This is a genomic window from Superficieibacter sp. HKU1, assembly GCF_029319185.1.
Taxonomy (GTDB): Bacteria; Pseudomonadota; Gammaproteobacteria; order Enterobacterales; family Enterobacteriaceae; genus Superficieibacter.
On record NZ_CP119754.1, the window covers coordinates 3,789,937 to 3,807,524 of the forward strand.

The window sequence follows — 17,588 nt, forward strand, 5'->3', positions numbered from 1 at the left end:
TATAGCAAACCCGGCGTCGGCAAATTATCATCGCTGAATGGCCGCTTCGCCTTATCTGGCCTGCATTCGCCGGTCAGACAAGCGCCACGTTGCCGGGCATTAACGATTACTCGTCTTCCAGATACGTATACCCGTAAAGCCCTGCCTCGAACTCTTCGAGGAACTGCTGCTGTAATGCCGCATCCAGATCGGTTTGTTTTACCTGATCGCGGAAATGGGTCAGCAATGTGTTCGGATCGAGCTGTACGTACTGCAGCATATCCGCCACCGTATCCCCTTCATCGGACAGTTCCACTTCGACGCTGCCATCCGGGAAGACAAACACGTCAACCGCTTCGGTATCACCGAACAGGTTATGCATGTTGCCGAGGATCTCCTGATACGCGCCGACCATAAAGAAGCCCAGCATCGGCGGATTCTCCGGATCGTATTCAGGCATCGGCATGGTGGTGGCGATGCCGTCGCCGTCGATGTAGTGATCGATAGCGCCATCGGAGTCGCAGGTAATATCCAGCAGCACCGCGCGGCGTTCCGGCACCTGATCCAGCCCTTCCAGCGGCAGCACCGGGAATAGCTGATCGATGCCCCATGCGTCCGGCATCGACTGGAACAGCGAGAAGTTGACGTACATCTTGTCCGCCATACGTTCCTGCAATTCGTCGATGATAGGACGGTGCGCACGGTTGCTCGGATCGAGTTGCTTCTGTACCTCGTGGCACATACTCAGGTAAAGCTGCTCGGCCCAGGCGCGCTCCTGAAGACTGAACGTGCCGGAAGAGTAACCGATGTGAATATCGTGCAGATCCATCTGGCTGTCGTGTAGCCATTCGCGGAGCGAGCGACGGGTGCCTGGCTCATGCATCTCCTGCCAGGTTTCCCACATGCTTTGCAGCGCACGCGGCGCATCTTGCGTCGGTGCCGTCGGAACAGTGTATTCGTTACGCTCCACGCCGATGATGTTAGAGACCAGCACGGTATGATGGGCTGTTACCGCGCGGCCAGATTCAGTGATCACCGTCGGATGCGGCAGGCCATTTTCTTCACAGGCGTCGCCGATGGCCCAGATGATGTTGTTGGCATATTCGTTCAGGCCGTAGTTCACCGAACAGTCGGACTGCGAGCGCGTTCCTTCATAATCCACGCCCAGACCGCCGCCGACGTCGAAGCACTGGATGTTAACGCCCAGCTTATGCAGTTCAACGTAGAAGCGTGCCGATTCACGTACGCCGGTAGCGATATCGCGAATATTCGCCATCTGGGAACCGAGATGGAAGTGCAGCAGTTGCAGGCTGTCCAGACGCCCGGCTTCGCGCAGCGTTTCTACCAGCTGCAATACCTGCGTCGCGGCCAGGCCAAACTTGGATTTTTCCCCACCGGAGGACTGCCATTTGCCGGAACCCTGTGACGCCAGGCGCGCACGCACGCCGAGGCGTGGGATTACGTTCAGACGTTCAGCTTCATCCAGCACGATGGCGATTTCTGACGTCTTCTCGATGACCAGATAAACCTTGTGGCCCATCTTCTCACCGATCAGCGCCAGACGAATGTATTCACGGTCTTTGTAGCCGTTACAGACGATCACGCTGCGGGTCATCCCGGCGTGCGCCAGTACCGCCATCAGTTCCGCCTTAGAACCCGCTTCCAGGCCCAGCGGCTCACCGGAGTGGATCAGCGACTCAATAACGCGACGGTGCTGGTTCACCTTAATCGGATAAACGAGGAAGTAATCCCCATTGTAGCCGTAGGATTCACGCGCACGCTTGAACGCGGCGTTAATGGAGCGCAGACGATGTTGCAGGATCTGCGGGAAGCAGAACAGTGCAGGCAAACGCTGCCCCTGCGCTTCACGTGCTTTCACCAGTTTGGCGAGGTCAACGCGCGCTTCCGGGACGTCAGGGTCCGGGCACACGCTGATGTGGCCCAGCTCGTTAACGTCGTAGTAGTTATTACCCCACCAGGCAATATTGTAAGTGCGCAGCATCTTGCTGGCTTCCTGGGAGCTCATCGCAACCTCCTGCATAGAACGTAGTACACCTTGTTCGCCTGCTGACGAAGGCGAAGATGAAATGTCGTCAGACATAGCGAACCTCAAATTGTGTCGAAAGTGTAAAACAGCAAACTACTATCGCAGCCCAAAGGCGCGATAACAACCCATAAACAGTCTGATTCTCCAGTGGAAAACACTGAAGCGCCGACTGCGCGACCGGTTTCTTGTTCATATCATTGTAAAACACGTACCCGAACTTAGGTATGACGGTTCGGAGAAACCACGAGAAAACTCTTGTTCAACAAGAGCGCCCTTGTTCAGATTTCAGAGACGGTGACCGGCTCCTGGATCCTGAGAAGCACCGAGATGGGTATAACATCGGCAGATTTGCATAAGTGAGATGCGGAGTGCGGAAAAGAAGCGCACACCAGAACGGTGCGGCTGCGCGAATGGCGTCCAATGGTTCATTGTTTCGTATCACCTCCACGCCAACCGATACAGTCAGCGACAAGCCAAAGCTAAAGTTTTAACCCGGCTGGAAGTGGCGACACGAACACATTCGTCGTGCGCTTTTTATATAAGCCGCGCGCGGCGTTTTATACCTGGATTATCCGTGAAAAGCAAAACATAAATCCGCATTATGCCAACGCTGGCACAATACGTTCTCCACACCTTTGCCCAATAATGCGACATAACTCAAAAAAAACTGGAAATGAGGCGAAGAACTGACCTAGAATAGCCATCCAGATGTTAATCCATCTATACAGATTAACACTCAGACTGCCAGCGCATAAACCTGCACGTCCTGGTAGAGATATCCACCATGGCGACTCCGCACAGCAGTTTGAGCAAACCGACTTTTCCTTGGGTGAAATTAAAAATGGCAAAACACCTTTTTACGTCTGAGTCCGTTTCAGAAGGGCATCCTGACAAAATCGCTGACCAAATCTCTGATGCCGTACTGGATGCGATCCTCGAACAGGATCCGAAAGCACGCGTCGCCTGTGAAACCTACGTAAAAACCGGCATGGTTTTAGTGGGGGGTGAAATCACCACCAGCGCATGGGTAGATATCGAAGAGATCACCCGTAAAACGGTACGCGAGATTGGCTATGTGCATTCTGACATGGGCTTTGATGCAAACTCCTGCGCCGTGCTAAGCGCGATTGGCAAGCAATCCCCGGATATTAACCAGGGCGTTGACCGTGCCGATCCGCTGGAACAGGGTGCGGGCGACCAGGGCCTGATGTTTGGCTATGCGACCAACGAAACCGACGTGCTGATGCCAGCGCCAGTCACCTACGCACACCGTCTGGTGCAGCGTCAGGCTGAAGTACGTAAAAACGGCACCCTGCCGTGGCTGCGTCCGGATGCAAAAAGCCAGGTTACCTTCCAGTATGACGGCGACAAAATCGTAGGTATCGATGCTGTCGTCCTGTCTACCCAGCACGCAGAAGATATCGATCAGAAATCGCTGCAGGAAGCGGTGATGGAAGAGATTATCAAGCCGGTGCTGCCGACCGAATGGCTGAACAGCGCGACTAAATTCTTCATCAACCCAACCGGACGTTTTGTTATCGGTGGCCCGATGGGCGATTGCGGCCTGACCGGTCGTAAAATCATCGTAGATACCTACGGCGGTATGGCTCGTCACGGCGGCGGTGCATTCTCCGGTAAAGATCCGTCTAAAGTAGACCGTTCAGCGGCGTATGCAGCACGTTATGTGGCGAAAAACATCGTTGCCGCAGGCCTGGCGGATCGTTGCGAAATTCAGGTCTCCTACGCCATTGGCGTGGCGGAACCCACCTCCATCATGGTGGAAACCTTTGGCACCGAAAAAATTGCCACTGAACAGTTAACGCTGCTGGTACGCGAATTCTTCGACCTGCGTCCGTATGGCCTGATCCAGATGCTGGATCTGCTGCACCCGATTTACAAAGAGACCGCCGCTTACGGTCACTTTGGTCGTGAACATTTCCCGTGGGAAAAAACCGACAAAGCACAGCTGCTGCGCGATGCTGCTGGCCTGAAATAATCGGCTACCCACTCTTCCAGAAAGCCAGCCTTGCGCTGGCTTTTTTATTTCTCGCCGTTGGATAATCTGCCTTTTTTTCCAAACGGTCTATACTGTTCAGGCTTGCTGTAGCCTCGTAATGAAACCGATTACACCTCACTTTATCTGATGATTTCAGGAAAATTTTTGCCGTTTGTGCAAACCTTGCCGTTCGTTACATTTTATTTCGGTTTAATCTGAAATCGCTTTTGCGGACGTCACAAACCCTAATACAAAGACTATAGTTTCAACCGGTTATAAACTTACCATTCTTGACACTTATGTAACCGATTACACTGATGTGATTGAACTCACATATTTTAGCGGCGTACTGACCTACTATTCAGGTCAAATAAATTTGATAACACAACTGGAGGGCACCATGCCTGACAATAAAAAACATGGGCGTTCTAACAAGGCGATGACCTTTTTTGTCTGTTTCCTTGCCGCTCTGGCCGGACTGCTTTTTGGCCTTGATATTGGGGTGATTGCAGGGGCATTGCCCTTTATCACCGACGAGTTCCAGATCAGCGCGCACACGCAAGAATGGGTGGTTAGCTCAATGATGTTCGGCGCGGCCGTCGGTGCTGTCGGCAGCGGCTGGCTCTCCTTTAAACTCGGGCGTAAAAAGAGCCTGATGATTGGCGCAATTCTGTTTGTGCTCGGTTCGCTGTTCTCTGCCGCTGCACCAAACGTGGAAATCCTGATTATCTCTCGTGTACTGCTGGGCCTGGCGGTCGGTGTCGCCTCTTATACCGCGCCGCTTTATCTGTCTGAGATTGCGCCGGAGAAAATTCGCGGCAGCATGATTTCCATGTATCAGTTAATGATCACCATCGGGATTTTAGGGGCTTATCTCTCTGATACCGCGTTCAGCTACAGCGGTGCATGGCGCTGGATGCTGGGCGTGATTATTATCCCGGCGATCCTGCTGCTGATTGGCGTTTTCTTCCTGCCGGACAGTCCGCGCTGGTTTGCCGCTAAACGCCGCTTCCACGATGCCGAACGCGTACTGATGCGCCTGCGTGATACCAGCGCCGAAGCAAAAAATGAGCTGGAAGAGATCCGCGAAAGCCTGAAGGTAAAACAGAGCGGATGGGCGCTGTTTAAAGAGAACAGCAATTTCCGTCGCGCCGTGTTTCTTGGCGTACTGCTGCAGGTGATGCAACAGTTCACCGGCATGAACGTCATCATGTATTACGCGCCGAAAATCTTTGAACTGGCTGGGTATACCAATACCAATGAGCAGATGTGGGGCACAGTTATCGTTGGTTTAACCAACGTGCTGGCGACCTTCATCGCTATCGGTCTGGTGGACCGCTGGGGCCGTAAACCAACGCTGACGCTGGGCTTCCTGGTGATGGCCGTGGGAATGGGGATTCTGGGTACGATGATGCATATCGGGATCCATTCGCCGTCAGCACAGTACTTTGCTATCGCCATGCTACTGATGTTCATCATTGGTTTTGCGATGAGTGCCGGTCCGCTGATTTGGGTACTGTGTTCTGAAATCCAGCCGCTGAAAGGCCGCGATTTTGGTATCACCTGTTCAACGGCAACCAACTGGATCGCCAACATGATCGTCGGCGCAACGTTCCTGACCATGCTCAATACGCTGGGCAACGCCAATACCTTCTGGGTGTATGCGGGTCTGAACGTGCTGTTTATCCTGCTGACCCTGTGGCTGGTGCCGGAAACCAAACACGTTTCGCTGGAGCATATCGAACGTAACCTGATGAAAGGTCGTAAACTGCGCGATATTGGTGCGCACAACTGATGATCGCAGGCTTCCTCTCTATGAGGGGAAGCCTGCCTTTTGCCAAATCCGCCGTCAGCTTCCCCGATAAGTCGAGTAGCCGTACTGGCTTAACAGCAACGGGACATGATAATGCTCGTTGGTTTTGCTGATATGAAACTCAACGGGAATTTCCGGGAAAAAGCTTTCCTGCTTTTTGCTGTCAAAATAAGGTTTAGTTTTAAACGTCACCCGATAATCACCGGGCTTCGCTTCCTGCTCAGGCCATAATGCTTTAATTCGGCCCTCCTTATCGGTGTGACCCGTGTTTAATTGCTGCCATCCGTCGTTATTCTTTTGCTCCAGAACAACTTCAACGTTAGCGGCGGGTTTACCCGTTTGCTGATCGAGAATATGAACGCTCAAAATATTATTAGCCGCCGCCATTACCATCGCGGGTGCTGAAAAGGCAGAAACGATTGCAGCAGTAAGAATAAGGTTTTTCATGTCTGGCTCCGTGTTCAGATAAGTACATCAAACATAGATGAACCGGGCGGCGCAAACCTGACGTGAGCATTACATTTTCGTCATCAATGATGATAACTTTCCCTCTCGCCCACCAGCTGTGACATAGTTACGCCATGAAAATTCTGCTTATTGAAGACAACCAAAAAACCAGCGCCTGGGTAAGTCAGGGGCTGTCCGAAGCAGGCTATGTCGTGGATCATGCCAGCGATGGTCGCGCTGGTTTACGCTTTGCCTTACAGGCGTCTTATTCACTGATCATCCTGGATATTATGCTTCCAGAGCTGGATGGCTGGCAGGTTCTGAAAGCTATCAGGACGGCGCATGAGACGCCGGTCATTTGCCTTACCGCTCGTGATGCGGTTGAAGACAGAGTAAAAGGGCTTGAACTGGGGGCAAATGACTACCTGGTTAAGCCCTTCTCTTTTGCTGAACTTCTGGCCAGAGTCCGCGCGCAACTCAGAAATAACCGCGTTTCAGACCATTGCCTGAAAACAGGCGAGATGGAAATGGATTCGCTTAAGCAAAGCGTTTATCGCAACGGCAAAGCGATTGTATTAACCCGTAAGGAGTTTCTCCTGCTGTGGCTGCTAATGTCCAGGGCGGGTGAAATCATTCCCAGGGCAGTTATTGCCAGTGAAGTGTGGGGAATAAATTTTGATAACGAGACCAATACGGTTGATGTGGCGATTCGCCGCCTGCGTGCAAAAGTTGACGATCCTTTCGCCCATAAATTGATTGTTACCGTCAGGGGAATGGGGTATTTGTTCAGGAAAGATGAAAATAATGAAACCTGAGTTACCCATCACCTTACGGCTTACCCTCGCCTTTGTTCTGGTAATGACGCTGGCCTGTACTGGCGTAAGCTGGACACTGTATCGGGCGCTGAGTAACGAATTAACATGGCGTGACGATATCACGCTAATTAACAGAGCAGAGCAAATCAGGCAATTATTGCTTGACGGTGCGAAGGCAGAAAATCTGCCTTTCTATTTCAACCGCATGATGGATACTCGCCAGGATATTCTCCTCATTGAGACCTCCGCGTCAGATAGCATCGCCGTAAATCGTACGCCTGTTGATCCGGTCCTGTTTAATGCCCTGCCCGCGCAAATAAAACCGACGCTGGAAACGCTCGATAAACGTGATATCGCAGGTACTCCGCTTTCCGCCGTGCGGATTGCAGCCAGTAGTCAGGGCAAACCGGTGACCATCACCGTGGCCAGACTGGCATCGGAACGGCGGTATATGCTTGAGCAGTATCAGTATCACAGTATCTTTATCTGTATTATTGCTATTCTGGTATGCTCTGCACTTAGCCCTTTCTTAATCAAAAATGGGCTAAAAGCCATCACCTCATTAAGTAAGTTAACCGCGGATACCAATAGTCACAGACTCAATCAGCCCGTCGATGAAAATACGCTTCCTGTCGAGCTAAAGCCACTGGGACGCGCGTTAAACACCATGCGTCAGAAACTGGCTGAAGACTTTACGCGGCTTAATCAATTTGCGGACGACCTGGCGCATGAGCTACGTACGCCGGTAAATATTCTTCTTGGGCATAATCAAGTTGTTTTGCATAAAGAGCGAACTGTCGATGAATATCAGCAGGCTCTGGCGAACAATATCGAAGAACTTGAAAAACTTTCTCGGCTGACAGAAAACATTCTGTTTCTCGCACGCGCTGAACATCACAATGTCATGCTTAAGAAAGAGCCGCTATCTATCGCTGATACAATCACCAGCCTGATTGATTTTCTGGAGTATGAAGCAGATGAAAAGCATATTACTTTTGACATCGCCTGTGCGGGTGATATTCAGGCCGATCGGATATTGCTTCAAAGAGTACTGTTAAATCTGCTCGGTAACGCGATCGCATATTCACCGAATGGCGCTATCATCCGCATTCATACTTATCGCGATAATACTGAAAATACGATTGCAATAAGTAATTCTGGCGAGCCTTTTAACGCGCCCGATAGTGTATTCAATCGTTTCTGGCGGGGCGATAATGCACGTCATTCGTCAGGTTATGGCCTTGGATTATCTATGGTAAAAGCGATTATGGCGTTACATTCAGGTTCTGTGAGCTATCGATTTAGCAACGGTTACCATATCTTCTCACTTCATTTCCCGCTTTGAGAAGGTATGCGAGTTGCAGCTAACTTTTTTAACGATTATCCTCTGACAGTATGAAAACCGCCCGTCTCCCTATCGCCCTCCAGCAAGCCGTTATGCGCAGCCTGCGGGAAAAACTCGCCCTCGCCAATCACAAGCTGGATCGCCATTATCCGGAGCCGAAGCTGGTCTACCAGCAGCGTGGCACGACGGCCGGCACCGCCTGGCTCGACAGCTATGAGATTCGCCTCAATCCGCTGCTGTTGCAGGAAAATCAGCAGGCGTTTATTGATGAGGTCGTGCCGCACGAGCTGGCGCATTTGCTGACCTGGAAACATTTTGGCCGCGTTGCGCCACATGGCAAAGAGTGGAAATGGATGATGGAAAGCGTGCTGGGCGTTCCCGCCCGTCGTACCCATCAGTTCGGACTGGAATCAGTGCGCCGCAACACCTTCTCCTATCGCTGCCGGTGTCAGCAGCATCAGCTTACCGTGCGCCGACATAATCGGGTGGTGCGCGGCGAGGCGACTTACCGCTGCGTTCACTGCGGCGAACCGCTGGTGGCCGACGCATAAATTAAACGCGATCCGGAAATTTTCTGTTCTGCCTGATTGCATCTGACAACTGCTTTCGTTACGTTGCGTGCTCTTATTGAGATGGAGTTCGTCATGTACCGCACCGGCCGTGTTTCCCTGTTCCTTCTTCTCCCGCTTCTGATAACACCTTTATATGCTAAGGAGATCACCAGCTTCGCCCAGGCCAAAGCCGCGGGCGTCAATGTTAACGCTGACGTTCCCGGTGATTTTTACTGCGGCTGCCCGATTCACTGGCAGGGCAAGAAGGGCGTTATCGATCTGGAAGCCTGCGGCTATAAAGTGCGTAAAAATGCCAATCGCGCCAGCCGCGTGGAGTGGGAACATGTGGTGCCAGCGTGGCAGTTCGGTCATCAGCGCCAGTGCTGGCAGGACGGCGGGCGGAAAAACTGCACCAAAGATCCCGTCTATCGCAAAATGGAAAGCGATATGCATAACCTGCAACCGGCAGTCGGTGAAGTAAACGGCGATCGCGGCAACTTTATGTATAGCCAGTGGAATGGCGGCGAAGGTCAGTACGGCCAGTGCGCTATGAAGGTCGACTTCAAAAACAAGCTTGCCGAACCGCCAGCACGCGCACGCGGTGCCATTGCCCGCATCAATTTTTATATGCGCGACCAGTACAACATCAGCCTTTCACGCCAGCAGACGCAGCTTTTTACCGCCTGGGATAAACTCTACCCGGTGACAAAATGGGAGTGCGAACGTGACGAACGCATTGCCCGCGTGCAGGGGAATCACAACCCTTATGTCCAGCGCGCTTGCCAGGCGCAAAAGAGCTAACCTACACTAGCGGGTATTATTATTAATGGACTGTTAGCTTTATGCGTAAACCCCGCATTTATCACCCTGCCCCGCTAAGCGTGGGTCAGGATATCGCGCTCAGCGACGACGCCGCGAATCACGTCGGTCGCGTGCTGCGCATGACCGCCGGTCAGCCCGTTCAGCTTTTTGACGGCAGCAATCGAGTTTTTGACGCTGAAATTACCCGCGCCGATAAGAAAAACGTCATCGTTAACGTGCAACGTTGCGAAGCCGACAATCGTGAGTCACCGCTGCATATTCATCTGGGCCAGGTGATGTCGCGCGGGGAAAAAATGGAATTTACTATCCAGAAATCGATCGAACTGGGTGTAAGCCTCATTACGCCACTTTTTTCTGAGCGCTGCGGCGTTAAACTGGATGCTGAACGTCTGAACAAGAAGATCCAGCAGTGGCAGAAAATCGCTATCGCTGCCTGTGAACAGTGCGGTCGTAATCAGATCCCGGAGATCCGTCCGGCGATGGATCTCGAAGCCTGGTGCGCCGAACCGGATGAGGGACTGAAGCTGAACCTGCATCCGCGCGCCAGCGCCAGCATTAATACGCTGCCGCTGCCGGTTGAGCGGGTACGCCTGCTTATTGGACCAGAAGGCGGGCTTTCCGCTGACGAAATTGCCATGACCGCACAATACCAGTTTACTGATATTCTGCTGGGACCTCGCGTTCTGCGCACTGAGACCACTGCGCTCACCGCCATTACCGCCTTACAGGTGCGGTTTGGCGACCTGGGCTAACGGAGAACAAGAATGATTAAGCTCGGCATCGTGATGGACCCCATCGCAAACATTAACATCAAGAAAGACTCCAGCTTCGCTATGCTGCTGGAAGCACAGCGTCGCGGCTATGAGCTTCATTATATGGAGATGTCCGATCTCTATCTGATCAACGGCGAAGCCCGCGCACGCACGCGTCTGCTCAGCGTTGAGCAGAACTATGACAAATGGTATGAATTCAGCGGCGAGCAGGATCTTCAGCTTGCCGATCTCGATGTCATCCTGATGCGTAAAGATCCGCCGTTTGATACTGAGTTCATCTACTCCACCTATATCCTTGAACGTGCGGAAGAACAAGGTACGCTGATCGTTAACAAGCCGCAGAGCCTGCGTGACTGTAACGAAAAGCTTTATACCGCCTGGTTCTCCGATCTAACGCCGGATACGCTGGTAACCCGCAGCAAGGCGCAGTTGAAGGCGTTCTGGCAAAAGCATACTGATATCATTCTAAAACCGCTGGACGGCATGGGCGGCGCATCTATTTTTCGCGTGAAGGAAGGCGATCCTAACCTTGGCGTAATCACCGAAACGCTGACCGAGCACGGCACCCGCTACTGCATGGCGCAGAATTATATTCCGGCTATTGTTGACGGTGACAAGCGTGTACTGGTGGTGGATGGCGAGCCAGTCCCCTACTGCCTGGCGCGCATTCCGCAGGGCGGTGAAACGCGTGGCAACCTCGCCGCGGGTGGCCGTGGCGAGCCGCGTCCGCTGACCGACAGCGACTGGGAAATTGCCCGCCGCGTGGGGCCGTTGCTGAAAGCCAAAGGGCTGATTTTTGTTGGTCTTGATATCATCGGCGACCGTCTGACCGAAGTTAACGTCACCAGCCCGACCTGTATTCGTGAAATCGAAGCGCAGTTCCCGGTCTCGATTACCGGTATGCTGATGGATGCCATCGAAAAACGTCTGGCGAAGTAATTTGCGTTGCGGGCGGATGACATAAACCCTCGCCTTTGCAACGCTGAGTCGCGGGAGGGAACCCGCGTTCTTCCTCCACTGGCTAGTGACAGCGTGATACTTTCCCCGCATACTGAACGTTGTTGCTTTTTTGAACCAGGAAACCGAACCTCTGACAATGAATTTACAGCATCACTTTCTGATTGCCATGCCTTCGCTCCAGGATCCTCTCTTCCGTCGTTCTGTGGTCTATGTCTGCGAATATAACGACGAGGGGGCAATGGGCATCATCATTAATAAACCCCTGGAAAACCTGCAGGTGGAAGGCGTTCTGGAAAAGTTAAAGATTACGCCTGAACCGCGCGATCCGGCGATTCGTCTGGATAAACCGGTCCTGCTTGGCGGTCCGCTGGCGGAAGATCGCGGTTTTATCCTGCATACGCCACCCGCGTCGTTCTCCTCCAGTATTCGCATCTCCGATAACACCGTCATCACCACCTCGCGGGACGTGCTGGAAACGCTGGGAACGCACGATCAGCCTGTCGATGTACTGGTCGCGCTGGGCTACTCTTCCTGGGAAAAAGGCCAGCTTGAGCAGGAGTTACTGGATAACGCCTGGCTAACCGCGCCCGCCGATCTCAATATTCTGTTTAAAACGCCGATTGCCGATCGCTGGCGCGAAGCGGCAAAACTGATTGGTATTGATATTCATACCATGCCCGGCGTGGCGGGACACGCCTGATGAGCGGAACCTTACTCGCTTTTGATTTCGGCACCAAAAGTATTGGCGTGGCGATTGGTCAGCGCATCACCGGCACCGCTCGCCCGCTTAATGCGATCAAAGCCCAGGACGGCTCGCCCGACTGGACGCTGATCGAACGTCTGCTTAAAGAGTGGCAGCCTGACACGGTGATTGTCGGCCTGCCGCTGAATATGGACGGCAGCGAACAGCCGCTAACGGCGCGGGCACGTAAATTTGCTAACCGGATCCATGGCAGGTTCGGCGTGACGGTGACGCTACACGATGAACGATTAAGTACCGTAGAAGCGCGCGCTGGCCTGTTCGAACACGGTGGCTTTCGCGCGCTGAATAAAGGCAGCGTGGATTCTGCCTCGGCGGTGATTATCCTGGAAAGTTATTTCGAACAGGGTTTTTAGTTGAATGCTCCCTGTGCCGTCCGGGTTGTCTGGTCACGCAGGGAGGCATTTGTCCAGCTAACCGCCTGCGTTCTGTTTTTGACGTTGAGCTTGCGGAAAATATTATACAAATGCGTGCGTACGGTATTTTCGCTGATAAACAGCGCGCGGGCGATGTCCACATTCGACGCGCCGCAGCGTAACTCATTAAGAATTTCATACTCACGTTCGGTAAGGGAAATATTCTCGTAACGATCGCTATCCCGTTCATCCGTATATGCCTGGACAGTACCGGGTAACTCAGACACCTCGCCGTTTAATATCGCTTTAATACCCGCCAGAATATTTTCCTGGCTGTCATCATAACTAAATATTCCGCATAACTTAGGCCAGCGCGCCATATCAAAAAGCGTATGCTGCTGAGCGCTATTTAAAATGATAACGCGTAGATTATCGGTTTGGGTCTGCAAAATATCACACCAGATGCCGGTTAATTTTTTATTCGACACGGCAATATCGAATAAGACGATGCTACCGTCAGGCAAACGCTGCTCCAGCGGCTTGGTTATATTCTGCAAACGGACGGGAACAGAAAGCGTTTCGGTCAGATAACTGGCAAAAGACCGGGATTGTACGGAAGGGCATGTAATAATAATCATCTGCTGCGGTGCACTTAACCCACTATCCTGCTGAAACATCCTGATTCTCCTTCAAACGTAGATTATCTCGCCATCAACGTCACGGACGCTACTCTCGCCTTGCAGAGGTCATCTCATGATTAAAGCGAATTCCTGAGTCAATCCTATCACCGGGTCTGAAGGGGAATAAGCCAGCCTGATGGACGAGGGCTAATTGGCATCGACAGCCAGCCCCCGATCCGGGTCACGTTTTTAGGATCTGCTATTGCAAAACCATCAGTGTTTCTATAAAAGAAACAAATCAGAAGGCGATTAATTGCGCTGCCAGCGCTTGCAGTTCACGGTGGCGTGCCGCAATGGTTTCAGCGTCCGGCTGCCACATTCCGGCGAAGGCCAGCGCGGCTGAATGCGCGCCCAGCGGCTGAGCAATAGAGACTTCACCATCCTGGTGGTGCCAGATGACGCTACCCTGCTCTCGCTGCTGCCGGAGGTGCGGGGCCAGCTGCTGCCACTGCTCGGGGGAAAAGCGTTTGGTAAGTTCCTCGTCGGATTCGGCTGCCAGCAGGCTCATGCCGATCACCGACTGCCACGCGGGCAGCATATGAAATCCTGCCAGCGCCTGACTGATCTGATGGCCGGGTTCAGAGTGATAAATGTAGATCACCTGATCCTCCCACAGAACGCCCATGGCGACCACGATATCACGTGGGGCATGGCGCTCAAGAATAGGCAGCGCCTGAGAAAAGAGAGCAGAGCCGCGTATCGCCTGCGCCGCCAGCGCATGAATACCCGGTCCTGGCAGATAGCGACGCTGTTCATCCTGTCTCGTCAGCCCGATGGATGCCATGGTCATCAGCAGACGATTTACGCGGGTCGTGTTAATGCCCATAAGACGTGCCAGTTCGCGGCAGCCAATGGCGCGGCCGCTGGATACCAGGTATTGCAGACAGCGAATGCCGTCAATCAGGCTTTGATTCGGTTGAGATGACATAACAGGATGATCCGCGTCGGGCTTAAGCAAACTACAGATTCTAGCGCCAGTTGAGAAGGATACAAGGTCATGAAAATCTTTAGCCAGACCGATAGCCGGGCTTTTCCCTCGCAGACGTTGCGTACTGATCTGCTGGTGGCAGGCGGCGGACTTGCCGGACTGTGCGCGGCGCTGGCCGCCGCCCGTGCCGGTATTAAGGTGATCCTGATTCAGGATCGCCCGGTACTGGGCGGAAATGCCTCCAGCGAGGTGCGCCTGTGGGCCAATGGCGCCACCTCGCATATGGGCAACAACAACCGCTGGGCGCGTGAGGGTGGGATCATGGGCGAGATCCTTGAGGAGAATCTGTGGCGTAACAAAGAAGGCAATCCGGTAATGTTCGATCTGCTGCTGCTGGACATGGCGCAGCGCCAGCTGGGGCTGACCCTGTTGCTGAACACCGCCATCTTCGCCGTACAAAAAGAGGCCAGGCGCATCACAAGCGTCAGCGCCTTTAACCCTATTAATGAAACCTTTTATGAGGTAAGCGCGGCACAGTTTTGCGATGCTACGGGCGACGGCGTGCTCGGCTATCTGGCCGGCGCAGAGTGTCGTGAAGGCGCGGAGGACATTGATGAACTCGGTGAAAAAATGGCGCCGGGCGATAATTTCGGGCATAAGCTGGGCCACTCTATCTACTTTTACACCCGGCAGACCCCCGCCCCGGTGAACTTCGTCCCGCCCTCTTTTGCCCTCAAGGATATCACCGCCATCCCGCGCTATAAGCGGCTGACCTCCACGCTCAACGGCTGTGACCTGTGGTGGCTGGAATGGGGAGGCCGACTGGACACGGTGCATGAAAGTGAAGAGATCAAATGGGAGCTGTGGAAGATCGTCTGGGGCGTCTGGGATCATATTAAAAACTCCGGCGAGTTTCCTGAGGCGGAAAACATGACGATTGACTGGGTGGGCGTGATCCCCGGCAAACGGGAGAGCCGCCGCTTTGTTGGCGATCATCTGCTGAGCCAGCAGGATATTATTGAGCAGCGCGACCATTATGATGCGGTCGGCTACGGCGGCTGGTCTATCGACCTCCATCCGGCCGACGGCGTATACAGCACTCATGATGGCTGTCGTCAGTTTCACAGTAAAGGTACCTATACGATCCCCTGGCGCAGCCTGTACAGCCGCTCGCTGGATAACCTGTTCCTGACGGGCCGCCTGATTTCTGCCTCCCACGTTGCCTTTGGCAGTGCCCGCGTGATGTGTACCTGTGGCCTGCTGGGAGAAGTCGTCGGCCAGGCCGCCGCCATTTGTCAGACGCAGCAGCTAACCCCGCGTGAGCTGGCGCAGCCGGACGCCATCGGCACGCTGCAACGCCAGCTTCAGGCCAGCGGCTTTTATATTCCACGCCAGTGGCTCAGCGATCCGGCGCGTGGCGCAAGCGTGCAGGTCAGCAGCGAGCTGGAACTGAGCGCGTTGCCGGCTGACGGCCAGTGGCATTCGCTGGCGGAGCGGATGGCGTTGCTGGTGCCGATTCAGGCCGGAGAGACGCTTCCTGAATTAACCTTTAGGCTGCGCAGTGCTCACCCCCGGCCGCTTACCATCGAGCTTCTCGGTAGCGAGCGCGCCGGTAACTTTACGCCGGAATTACGTTACGCCACCTGCGAATTGCAGATCGACGGCGAGCGCGACTACCGCTGCAATTTCAACTGGCAAAGCGACCGCGACCAGTACCTGTTTATCGCCTTTGCCGCACAGTCCGACGTGGAGATCGCCCTGACCGATTGCCATCTCCCCGGCCTGATGACCGTGTTTAACAGCCTCAATGCCAGAGTGGCAAAGCATTCGCGTCAGGTGGCCGACGGCGACTACGGCGTGGATGAATTTGATTTCTGGCTACCTCGCCGCCGTCCGCATCAAATAATGCCCGCCCTGCGTTTTGCCACGCCGCTGCGCTGCTTCAGCGCGCAAAACCTGCTCAACGGCCGCCTGCGTCCCGAACAGCACACAAATGCCTGGGTGCCTGACGTGGACGATCCTGCACCGATCGTGCACTGGCGCTGGCCACAGCCGATTACCCTCAGCAGCCTGACGCTGGTGCAGGATAACGATTTTGATAACGCCATGGAAACCGTGCAGATGGGACACCATCATGCGGTAACGCCGCATTGCATCACGCATTACCGTCTGTGGACGGACGATATTCTGCTGGCGGAAGTCACGGATAATCGTCATTCAGTCTGCCATCATTGGTTAAGCTCGCCGCGCGAAGTACAGGAGGTTCGCCTGGACGTTCTTGCCACCGCAGGCGCGTTACCGGCGATTTATTCGCTGAATGTTCGCTAAAGCAGCCCCGCCGCGACCCGCTGCTGGTAGCTTTGCGTAAACGTCTGCATCCCTGCCTGCTGCCCGGTTTGCATCACGCCGGGTAGCTGGTGCGTTTTACCCTCGCGGATCAAATTGGCTACGGCGGGGGTATTCACCAGCAGTTCAAACAGCGCCACCCGCGCATTTTGCGGATTGCACTGAAGCTTTTGCGCCACCACCGCACACAGGCTTCCGGCGAGCTGGCTGCGCACCTGCTCTTTCTCCTGGGCGGGAAACACATCGACCAGCCTTTCTACCGCCTGGGCTGCCCCGCGCGTGTGCAGGGTCGCCAGCACCAGATGCCCGGTTTCTGCGGCGGTCAACGCCAGACGAATGGTTTCGCTGTCGCGGAGCTCGCCGAGCAGAATGACGTCAGGATCTTCACGCAATGCCGCGCGCAGCGCCGCAGCAAATGAGTCGGTATGGCGACCGACTTCCCGCTGCTGGATCAGGCAGCGCTGGCTGTGATGGACGAATTCAATCGGATCTTCCAGCGTCAAAATATGCCCGTCCAGATGATGATTCAGATGATCGACCATTGCCGCGAGAGTCGTCGATTTACCGCTGCCGGTTGCCCCGGTGACCAGAATCAGCCCGCTCTCTTCATTTAATAACTCCGGCAGCGCGGCGGGACCCCCCAGGTCGGCGAGGTGCGGCGTTTCCATGGGAAGCAATCGAAGCGCAAGCGACGCGCCCTGACGGTGAATAAAGGCGCTGGCACGCAGCCGCTGCTGGCCGGGCAGCGTGATGGCGAAATCCACCTGCCCGCGAGCGAACTGCACCGTCTGCGCCTCATCCAGACAGTCATTCAGCACTTTTTCCACGTCAATGGCCGCAAAAGGCGCGGGCTCCAGTTTACCTGACCGTCGCCAGCGCGGTGGCCAGGCGTTGCACAGGTGTAGATCCGAGACGTTATGCTTTACACTAAGGGCCACGATTTCTTCCATATCCATACCATCATCCTCTG

17 protein-coding genes are annotated in these 17,588 nt (G+C 54.1%); 11 read left to right on the top strand and 6 right to left on the bottom strand.

Annotated features, from left to right (window positions below; all coding sequences use genetic code 11):
* Nucleotides 1-106: 106 nt before the first annotated feature.
* Nucleotides 107-2,080, bottom strand: coding sequence for a biosynthetic arginine decarboxylase (gene speA, locus P0H77_RS17955; RefSeq protein ID WP_276158639.1), 1,974 nt, complete (start codon nt 2,078-2,080; stop codon nt 107-109).
* Nucleotides 2,073-2,219, bottom strand: coding sequence for an acid stress response protein YqgB (gene yqgB / locus P0H77_RS17960; protein WP_276158640.1), 147 nt, complete (start codon nt 2,217-2,219; stop codon nt 2,073-2,075). The genes speA and yqgB overlap by 8 nt, the downstream gene beginning before the upstream one ends.
* A gap of 648 nt (nt 2,220-2,867) precedes the next feature.
* Here yqgB and metK point away from each other — a divergent pair.
* Together metK and galP are read left to right on the top strand one after the other, a co-directional pair.
* Nucleotides 2,868-4,022, top strand: a complete 1,155-nt coding sequence (metK, locus tag P0H77_RS17965) for a methionine adenosyltransferase (RefSeq protein WP_276158641.1) — start codon at nt 2,868-2,870, stop codon at nt 4,020-4,022.
* Nucleotides 4,023-4,422: 400 nt separating this feature from the next.
* Complete coding sequence (galP, locus tag P0H77_RS17970; protein ID WP_276158642.1) at nt 4,423-5,817, top strand: galactose/proton symporter; 1,395 nt, start codon at nt 4,423-4,425, stop codon at nt 5,815-5,817.
* A 54-nt stretch (nt 5,818-5,871) separates the two neighbouring features.
* On the opposite strand, the gene hiuH is transcribed toward galP, so the two are convergent.
* The gene (gene hiuH, locus P0H77_RS17975) at nt 5,872-6,282 is read right to left on the bottom strand and encodes a hydroxyisourate hydrolase (RefSeq protein ID WP_276158643.1); all 411 of its coding nucleotides are present in this window, start codon (nt 6,280-6,282) and stop codon (nt 5,872-5,874) included.
* A gap of 134 nt (nt 6,283-6,416) precedes the next feature.
* Here hiuH and hprR point away from each other — a divergent pair, with 134 nt between their 5' ends.
* The 8 genes from hprR to ruvX all read left to right on the top strand — a co-directional run bounded on the left by hprR (nt 6,417) and on the right by ruvX (nt 12,664).
* On the top strand, nt 6,417-7,097 hold the full coding sequence (hprR, locus tag P0H77_RS17980) for a response regulator transcription factor HprR (protein WP_276158644.1): 681 nt from the start codon (nt 6,417-6,419) through the stop codon (nt 7,095-7,097).
* Nucleotides 7,087-8,442 (top strand): heavy metal sensor histidine kinase, encoded by a 1,356-nt coding sequence (locus P0H77_RS17985; RefSeq protein WP_276165173.1) that lies wholly within the window; start codon nt 7,087-7,089, stop codon nt 8,440-8,442. Before hprR ends, P0H77_RS17985 begins: the two co-directional genes overlap by 11 nt.
* A gap of 50 nt (nt 8,443-8,492) precedes the next feature.
* Entirely contained in the window at nt 8,493-8,993 is a 501-nt protein-coding gene (locus P0H77_RS17990) for a SprT family zinc-dependent metalloprotease (RefSeq protein WP_276158645.1), read from the top strand.
* A 93-nt stretch (nt 8,994-9,086) separates the two neighbouring features.
* Complete coding sequence (endA, locus tag P0H77_RS17995; RefSeq protein ID WP_276158646.1) at nt 9,087-9,794, top strand: deoxyribonuclease I; 708 nt, start codon at nt 9,087-9,089, stop codon at nt 9,792-9,794.
* Nucleotides 9,795-9,835: 41 nt separating this feature from the next.
* Nucleotides 9,836-10,567 carry a 16S rRNA (uracil(1498)-N(3))-methyltransferase gene (gene rsmE, locus P0H77_RS18000; protein WP_276158647.1) on the top strand — a complete coding sequence of 244 codons (732 nt, stop codon included), beginning with the start codon at nt 9,836-9,838 and terminating at the stop codon, nt 10,565-10,567.
* Between the two features lie 12 nt (nt 10,568-10,579).
* On the top strand, nt 10,580-11,527 hold the full coding sequence (gshB, locus tag P0H77_RS18005; RefSeq protein ID WP_176917314.1) for a glutathione synthase: 948 nt from the start codon (nt 10,580-10,582) through the stop codon (nt 11,525-11,527).
* A 157-nt stretch (nt 11,528-11,684) separates the two neighbouring features.
* Nucleotides 11,685-12,248, top strand: a complete 564-nt coding sequence (locus P0H77_RS18010) for a YqgE/AlgH family protein (protein WP_276158648.1) — start codon at nt 11,685-11,687, stop codon at nt 12,246-12,248.
* The gene (ruvX, locus tag P0H77_RS18015) at nt 12,248-12,664 is read left to right on the top strand and encodes a Holliday junction resolvase RuvX (protein ID WP_276158649.1); all 417 of its coding nucleotides are present in this window, start codon (nt 12,248-12,250) and stop codon (nt 12,662-12,664) included. The genes P0H77_RS18010 and ruvX overlap by 1 nt, the downstream gene beginning before the upstream one ends.
* Here ruvX and P0H77_RS18020 read toward each other — a convergent pair.
* Together P0H77_RS18020 and P0H77_RS18025 are read right to left on the bottom strand one after the other, a co-directional pair.
* Nucleotides 12,661-13,341 (bottom strand): LuxR C-terminal-related transcriptional regulator, encoded by a 681-nt coding sequence (locus P0H77_RS18020; protein WP_276158650.1) that lies wholly within the window; start codon nt 13,339-13,341, stop codon nt 12,661-12,663. The genes ruvX and P0H77_RS18020 overlap by 4 nt on opposite strands.
* 241 nt (nt 13,342-13,582) lie before the next feature.
* A complete protein-coding gene (locus P0H77_RS18025) occupies nt 13,583-14,272 on the bottom strand; it encodes an IclR family transcriptional regulator (RefSeq protein ID WP_276158651.1) in 690 nt (229 codons plus the stop codon).
* 69 nt (nt 14,273-14,341) lie between these two features.
* Between P0H77_RS18025 and P0H77_RS18030 the strand changes: the two genes are divergently transcribed.
* On the top strand, nt 14,342-16,600 hold the full coding sequence (locus P0H77_RS18030; protein ID WP_276158652.1) for an FAD-dependent oxidoreductase: 2,259 nt from the start codon (nt 14,342-14,344) through the stop codon (nt 16,598-16,600).
* On the opposite strand, the gene P0H77_RS18035 is transcribed toward P0H77_RS18030, so the two are convergent.
* Nucleotides 16,597-17,574 carry a type IV pilus twitching motility protein PilT gene (locus P0H77_RS18035; RefSeq protein ID WP_276158653.1) on the bottom strand — a complete coding sequence of 326 codons (978 nt, stop codon included), beginning with the start codon at nt 17,572-17,574 and terminating at the stop codon, nt 16,597-16,599. The two genes, P0H77_RS18030 and P0H77_RS18035, sit on opposite strands and share 4 nt — an antisense overlap.
* Nucleotides 17,575-17,588 lie beyond the last annotated feature (14 nt).

Bases quoted from the DNA above. Each gene is read 5' to 3' on its own strand.
- P0H77_RS18020 (WP_276158650.1), bottom strand. From the start codon at position 13,341: ATGTTTCAGCAGGATAGTGGGTTAAGTGCACCGCAGCAGATGATTATT.
- P0H77_RS17990 (WP_276158645.1), top strand. From the start codon at position 8,493: ATGAAAACCGCCCGTCTCCCTATCGCCCTCCAGCAAGCCGTTATGCGC.
- endA (WP_276158646.1), top strand. From the start codon at position 9,087: ATGTACCGCACCGGCCGTGTTTCCCTGTTCCTTCTTCTCCCGCTTCTG.
- P0H77_RS17985 (WP_276165173.1), top strand. From the start codon at position 7,087: ATGAAACCTGAGTTACCCATCACCTTACGGCTTACCCTCGCCTTTGTT.
- P0H77_RS18010 (WP_276158648.1), top strand. From the start codon at position 11,685: ATGAATTTACAGCATCACTTTCTGATTGCCATGCCTTCGCTCCAGGAT.
- hiuH (WP_276158643.1), bottom strand. From the start codon at position 6,282: ATGAAAAACCTTATTCTTACTGCTGCAATCGTTTCTGCCTTTTCAGCA.
- hprR (WP_276158644.1), top strand. From the start codon at position 6,417: ATGAAAATTCTGCTTATTGAAGACAACCAAAAAACCAGCGCCTGGGTA.
- rsmE (WP_276158647.1), top strand. From the start codon at position 9,836: ATGCGTAAACCCCGCATTTATCACCCTGCCCCGCTAAGCGTGGGTCAG.
- ruvX (WP_276158649.1), top strand. From the start codon at position 12,248: ATGAGCGGAACCTTACTCGCTTTTGATTTCGGCACCAAAAGTATTGGC.
- galP (WP_276158642.1), top strand. From the start codon at position 4,423: ATGCCTGACAATAAAAAACATGGGCGTTCTAACAAGGCGATGACCTTT.
- P0H77_RS18025 (WP_276158651.1), bottom strand. From the start codon at position 14,272: ATGTCATCTCAACCGAATCAAAGCCTGATTGACGGCATTCGCTGTCTG.
- P0H77_RS18030 (WP_276158652.1), top strand. From the start codon at position 14,342: ATGAAAATCTTTAGCCAGACCGATAGCCGGGCTTTTCCCTCGCAGACG.
- P0H77_RS18035 (WP_276158653.1), bottom strand. From the start codon at position 17,574: ATGGATATGGAAGAAATCGTGGCCCTTAGTGTAAAGCATAACGTCTCG.
- gshB (WP_176917314.1), top strand. From the start codon at position 10,580: ATGATTAAGCTCGGCATCGTGATGGACCCCATCGCAAACATTAACATC.
- metK (WP_276158641.1), top strand. From the start codon at position 2,868: ATGGCAAAACACCTTTTTACGTCTGAGTCCGTTTCAGAAGGGCATCCT.
- speA (WP_276158639.1), bottom strand. From the start codon at position 2,080: ATGTCTGACGACATTTCATCTTCGCCTTCGTCAGCAGGCGAACAAGGT.
- yqgB (WP_276158640.1), bottom strand. From the start codon at position 2,219: ATGAACAAGAAACCGGTCGCGCAGTCGGCGCTTCAGTGTTTTCCACTG.